General features: G+C 70.4%; 5 protein-coding genes. 3 read left to right on the plus strand and 2 right to left on the minus strand.

The genetic code is table 11. The annotated features are described in order from the left end of the window. Positions 1-51 precede the first annotated feature (51 nt). Entirely contained in the window at positions 52-723 is a 672-nt protein-coding gene (locus AC2VNT_RS04565; RefSeq protein ID WP_486945722.1) for a potassium channel family protein, read from the minus strand. Between the two features lie 49 nt (positions 724-772). Continuing rightward, entirely contained in the window at positions 773-1456 is a 684-nt protein-coding gene (locus AC2VNT_RS04570; protein WP_486945723.1) for a potassium channel family protein, read from the minus strand. Positions 1457-1544: 88 nt separating this feature from the next. Between AC2VNT_RS04570 and AC2VNT_RS04575 the strand changes: the two genes are divergently transcribed. The 3 genes from AC2VNT_RS04575 to AC2VNT_RS04585 all read left to right on the plus strand — a co-directional run. Next, positions 1545-3542: an APC family permease gene (locus tag AC2VNT_RS04575; RefSeq protein WP_486945724.1), complete on the plus strand. Its 1998-nt coding sequence runs from the start codon at positions 1545-1547 to the stop codon at positions 3540-3542. Next, positions 3539-4735 (plus strand): class I SAM-dependent RNA methyltransferase, encoded by a 1197-nt coding sequence (locus AC2VNT_RS04580; protein WP_486945725.1) that lies wholly within the window; start codon positions 3539-3541, stop codon positions 4733-4735. The genes AC2VNT_RS04575 and AC2VNT_RS04580 overlap by 4 nt, the downstream gene beginning before the upstream one ends. Then, positions 4732-5367 (plus strand): cutinase family protein (locus AC2VNT_RS04585; protein ID WP_486945726.1); only part of this gene is annotated, 636 nt, incomplete at its 3' end. The genes AC2VNT_RS04580 and AC2VNT_RS04585, both read left to right, overlap by 4 nt.

Consider the following 5367-nt stretch of genomic DNA (forward strand, 5'->3'; position numbering starts at 1 on the left):
ATGATGCCGGGCGGCACCCCGGAAGTCACCGCCGGGGCACCGCGCGACTGATCATCCGCCGGCCGGCGTCGGCAGCAGCAGCTTCTGCAGCTCGCCCTCGACCTCGGCGGCCGCGACGAACAGAAGTTCGTCTCCGCCTTCCAACGGCTCGTCGTCCTGCGGCACGATCACCCGCTGCCCGCGCAGGATCGTCACCAGCGCGGCGTCGCGGGGCAGTTGCAGCTTGCGCACCGGCTTGCCGCCCCACGGAGTGTCGTCGGGCAGGGTGAGCTCGACCAGGTTGGCCTGACCCTTGCGGAACTCCATCAGCCGGACCAGGTCGCCGACGGCGACCGCCTCCTCGACCAGCGACGCGAGCATCCGCGGGGTGGAGACCGCCACATCCACCCCCCAGGCGTCGGTGAACAACCACTCGTTGCGCGGGTCGTTGACCCGGGCCACCACCCGCGGCACCGCGAACTCGGTCTTGGCCAGCAGCGAGAGCACCACGTTGACCTTGTCGTCGCCGGTGGCGGCGATCACCACGTCGAAATCCTCCAGGTGCATCGACTCCAGCAGGCTCAGCTCGCACGCGTCGCCCAGCGCCCACTGCGCCTCGGCAATGGTGTCGACGTCGATATGGTCCGGATCGCGTTCGATCAGGGTGACCTGGTGGCCGCTCTCCAGGAGTTCACGGCCGATGGAGCGCCCCACCGCGCCGGCACCGGCGACCGCGACTCTCATCGGCGGCACTCCTTGACCCCGGCTGCGCCGGCGGTTTGGTCGTCGCGTCTCATCGGCGCTCCCCGACGTCGAGGTCCTCGTTCGGCGGCAGGGCGGCGATCGCCATCGCCTCGGCCGCGGTGCCCGACACCGCGACGATGTACACCTGGTCACTGGCCTGCATGACGGTCTTCGGATCGGGCAGGATGCCGGTGCCGAACCGGATCAGGAACGCCACCCGGGCGCCGGTCGCCGCCTCCAGGTCGGTCACCGAATGGCCGATCCAGTCCTCGTGCAGGGCGACCTCGACGACCGCGACGGTCCCGGTGGGATCGCGCCACTTGGTGGTCTCGGTCTCGTGGGTCAAGGCGTTGAGCAGTCGGTCGGTGGTCCACGGGACGGTGGCCACGGTGGGAATGCCGAGCCGCTCGTAGACCGCCGCCCGCTTGGCGTCGTAGATCCGGGCGACCACCCGCGGCACGCCGAACGTCTCGCGGGCCAGCCGGGCCGAGATGATGTTGGAGTTGTCGCCGGAGGAGACCGCGGCGAACGCGCCGGCGCTCTCGATGCCGGCCCGCAGCAGCACGTCCCGGTTGAATCCCATGCCGAGCACCCGCTCGCCGGTGAACTCCGGGCTGAGCCGGTTGAAAGCCGCGTTGTCCCGGTCGATGATGGCGACGTCGTGGCCGATCCGGCACAACCCGTCGGCCACCGATGCGCCCACCCGGCCGCACCCCATCACTACTACCCGCACCTGAGGTCCTTTCGGCCCGGCTTTCTTGGTCGTGCTCCGCACTGGTGAACGCTACCGCCAAACCGGTGTGGGCTTACTCTTGGCTCTCGTGTCGAAGATTTCCACGGCCGCGCGCCGGCTGGTGCTGGGCCGGCCGTTCCGCAGCGACCGGCTGAGCCACACCCTGTTGCCCAAACGCGTCGCGCTGCCGGTGTTCGCCTCCGACGCGCTGTCGTCGGTGGCCTACGGACCCGAGGAAGTGTTCCTGGTGCTGTCGGTGGCCGGCATCACCGCCTACCGGATGACCCCCTGGGTCGGGCTGGCGGTGGCGTTCGTGCTGGTGGTCGTGGTGGCCAGTTACCGGCAGAACGTGCACGCCTACCCGTCCGGGGGCGGGGACTACGAGGTCGTCACCACGAACCTGGGCCGCACCGCCGGGCTGACCGTGGCCGCCGCGCTGATGGTCGATTACGTGCTGACCGTGGCGGTGTCGATCTCGTCGGGGATCGCCAACATCGGCTCGGCGGTGCCGTTCATCGCCAGCCACAAGGTGGTGTTCGCGGTCGGCACCGTCGTGCTGATCGCCGCGGCCAACCTGCGCGGCATCCGCGAGTCGGGCACGGCGTTCGCCTTCCCGACGTATGCGTTCATGATCGGCGTGTACATCATGCTGGCCTGGGGGTTCTTCCAGATCTACGTGCTGGGCCACCCGGTGCAGGCCGAATCGGCGGGGTTCAAGATCCACTCCACCCACGGCGAGCTGGCCGGCTTCGCGCTGGTGTTCCTGGTGGCCCGCTCGTTCTCCTCAGGCTGCGCCGCGCTGACCGGGGTCGAGGCGATCAGCAACGGGGTGCCCGCATTCCGCAAACCCAAGTCGAAGAACGCCGCCACCACGCTGCTGATGCTCGGGGTGATCGCGGTGACGCTGCTGATGGGCATCATCATGCTGGCCTCGGCGACCGGGGTGAAGGTCGCCAACCACCCAGCCGAGCAGCTGAGCGGCGCACCGGCCGACTACGAGCAGAAGACGGTGCTCGCCCAGCTCGCCGAGGCGGTCTTCCGAGGATTCCCGCCCGGCCTGTGGATCATCGCCGGGATCACCGCGCTGATCCTGGCGCTGGCGGCCAACACCGCCTTCAACGGCTTCCCGGTGCTCGGGTCGATCCTGGCCCAAGACGAGTACCTGCCCCGCCAGCTGCACACCCGCGGGGACCGGCTGGCGTTCTCCAACGGGATCGTCTTCCTGGCGGTGGTGGCGATCGCGTTCATCGTGGCGTTCGGCGCCGAGGTCACCGCACTGATCCAGCTTTACATCGTCGGGGTGTTCGTCTCGTTCACGCTGAGCCAGATCGGCATGGTTCGGCACTGGAACGAGTTGCTGCGCACCGAAACCGACCCGCAGAGCCGGCGCACGATGATTCACTCACGGGTGGTCAACACCATCGGCTTCCTGTCCACCGGGACGGTGCTGATCGTGGTGATCATCACCAAGTTCGTTGCCGGCGCCTGGATTGCGATCGTCGCGATGTCCGCGCTATTCGTGGTGATGAAGCTGATCCGGCGGCACTACGCGGCGGTCAGCCGGGAGCTGACCGAGCAGGAGGCGGCCGAAGAGGACCAGGCGGTGCTGCCCAGCCGCAACCATGCGGTGGTGCTGGTGTCGAAGCTGCACCTGCCGACCCGGCGTGCGCTGGCCTACGCGCGGGCCACCCGGCCCGACTCGCTGGAGGCGATCACGGTCAGTGTCGACGACGCCGAAACCCGTGCCCTGGTCCGATCTTGGGAGGACAGCGATATCACGGTGCCGCTCAAGGTGATCGCCTCGCCGTACCGCGAAGTGACCCGCCCGGTGCTGGGTTACGTGAAACGGATCAGCAAGGAATCGCCGCGCACGGTGGTGACGGTGTTCATCCCGGAGTACGTGGTCGGCCGCTGGTGGGAGCAGTTGTTGCACAACCAGAGTGCGTTGCGGCTGAAGACGCGGCTGCTGTTCATGCCCGGGGTGATGGTGACATCGGTGCCGTGGCAATTGAACTCGTCGGAGCGGCGCAAGCCGTTGCAGCCGCACCTGGCTCCCGGCGACACCCGGCGCGGCTTCCTGGAGTGACCGGACCCGAGCTGACGCTGACCGTCGGGCCGCCGGCCAACGGCGGCCGCTGCGTGGCCCGGCACGACGGGCGGGTGGTCTTCGTCCGCTACGCGCTGCCCGGCGAGCGGGTGCGGGCCCGGGTGATCGCCGACCGCAACTCGTACTGGCAAGCCGAGGCGATCGAGGTGATCGAGCCCGCCGGCGGCCGGATCGCCTCGCAATGCCCGATCGCCGGGGTGGACGGGGCCGGCTGCTGCGATCTGGCGTTCGTCGACGCGGAGGCGGCGCTGGCGTACAAGACCGAGGTGGTGGCCAACCAGCTGCAGCGGCTGGGCGGCCAGGCGTGGGACGGCGCCGTCGAGCCACTGGGGACGGCCGGACCGACCGGCTGGCGCACCCGGGTCCGGCTGGACGTCGGCATCGACGGCCGGGCGGGCTTCCACCGCTACCACAGCGACGAGCTGGTGGCCGATCTACGCTGCGGACAGCTGCCGGCGGGGATGCTCACCGGGTTGCCGGGCGATTTCGTTGCCGGCGAGCGGGTTCACGTGGTGATCGACGACGACGCCGTCCGACACGTGGTCGGAATCGGCCGGCACCGGCGGCCGCGGGTCGTCGCGGGGGAGTATCAGGCGACCCAGCGGGTGGGTGGGCGGCGTTGGCGGCTGCCGGTGACGGCGTTCTGGCAGGCGCACCGGGACGGGGCGCGGTTCTACAGCGCCCTGGTGGCCGAGTGGGCCCAACCGCCCGCCGGCGGCACCGCGTGGGATCTCTACGGCGGGGCCGGCGTCTTCGCGGCGGTGCTCGGCGAGGCGGTCGGCGAGTCGGGCCGGGTGGTCTGCGTGGACACCGCGCGCGCCGCGACCCACGCGGCGCGGACGGCACTGGCTGACCTGCCGCAGGTGCAGGTGGTCACCGATTCGGTGCGCCGCGCGCTGGGCGCGCAACGCGACGGGGCCGACGTGGCCGTGCTGGATCCGCCGCGGTCCGGTGCCGGGCGTGAGGTGGTCGACCTGCTGGCCGCCGCGGCGGTGCCGCGGGTGGTGCACATCGGCTGTGAGGCAGCGTCGTTCGCCCGCGATATCGGCCTGTACCGCGAGCGCGGATATCGGGTCGAGCGGATTCGGGCGTTCGATGCCTTCCCGCTCACCCACCACGTCGAGTGCGTCGCGCTGCTGACCGGGCCGGAACGTGACATCATGAGCGTGTGAAGGCAGGCGGGGTCGCCCGTTTGGTCGGTGCCGCAGCGTTGTCGACCTGGGCCGCGCCCGGTGTCGCCGTCCCGTGGGCGTCGGCCGAACCGTGTCCCGCCGTCGAGGCGATCTTCGCCCGCGGCACCGACGATCCACCCGGCCTCGGACCGGTCGGGCAGGCGTTCGTCGACGCACTGCGCACCCGGATCGGCGATAAGACGCTTCAGGTGTATCCGGTGGACTACCCGGCGAACAACAACTGGGCCACCGGCATCGACGGAATCCGGGATGCGATCACCCATGTCGAGTCCACGGCGGCAACCTGCCCACAGACCCAGATGGTGCTCGGCGGCTTCTCCCAGGGCGCGGCCGTGATGGGCTTCGTCACCGCCGACGTGATCCCGCCGGGGGTCGACAGCGTCGACGTGCCGCAGCCGATGCCGCCGGAGATCGCCGACCACGTCGCCGCGGTGGTGCTGCTGGCCACGCCGAGCGAGCGGGTGATGCAGTTTGTCGGCCAGCCGCCGGTGGTGATCGGCTCGTCGTATGCGGCCAAGACCATCCAGCTCTGCGCACCGGAGGACCCGATCTGCGCCGACGGGCTGAACTTCGGCGTGCACCTGGGCTCCGCGCACACCGAGGTCGTCGAC

Source organism: Mycobacterium sp. TH-M15 (assembly GCF_057473705.1).